At 33.9% G+C, this 543-nt stretch carries 1 protein-coding gene and 1 pseudogene; both read left to right on the top strand.

The features are described 5' to 3' along the window. Positions 1 to 236, top strand: a pseudogene (locus tag JQM82_RS16055) (AAA family ATPase); the annotation flags it as partial. A gap of 5 nt (positions 237 to 241) precedes the next feature. Next, positions 242 to 543: hypothetical protein (locus JQM82_RS16050; RefSeq protein ID WP_235251422.1), on the top strand; the 302-nt coding region annotated here is incomplete at its 3' end.

Below are 543 nucleotides of genomic sequence, written 5' to 3'. Positions count from 1 at the left end.
ATCTACCATATGAAGGAATTGTAGAAGGATATTTTAAAGCGGACAAATTGTCGGAAGAATTAAGGAAAAAATATGAAAGATATAAAGTTCTGGTTTCTAAGGATGAGTTATCAGATGAAGAATATGAAGAAATAGATAAACTGGAATTCTATTTGGATGAAATACCAGATTATCTTGCAAAAGAATTAACGGCCGAATATAGCCGTTTGAAATTAGAATTTTCAAACAGGGGGTAAGGGCAGTGATTAAAATAGAGAGAAATCCTATCCCCCCTCCATCACTTACTGTTGAAGCACAAAAGGCCAACGGAGTTTATAACAAGCCAGATGTAATACAGAGATTAAAAGAAGATTCAAATGATAAGTGCTATATTTGCGAGTTGGGAGGGCTATCGGATCCAGAAGTGGAACATTTAAGACCTCATCATGGGTGTAAAATACCAGAGAGAGTTTTTGATTGGAACAATTTATTTTATGTATGCCCACATTGTAATAATCTAAAAAAAGAAGCAAAATATGACGACAAAATTATAGAGTGTTGTGT

It is taken from the genome of Faecalicatena contorta, assembly GCF_021531995.1.
In the GTDB taxonomy this organism is placed as follows: domain Bacteria; phylum Bacillota; class Clostridia; order Lachnospirales; family Lachnospiraceae; genus Dorea_A; species Dorea_A contorta_A.
This window is presented reverse-complemented; position numbering and strand designations above follow the sequence as displayed.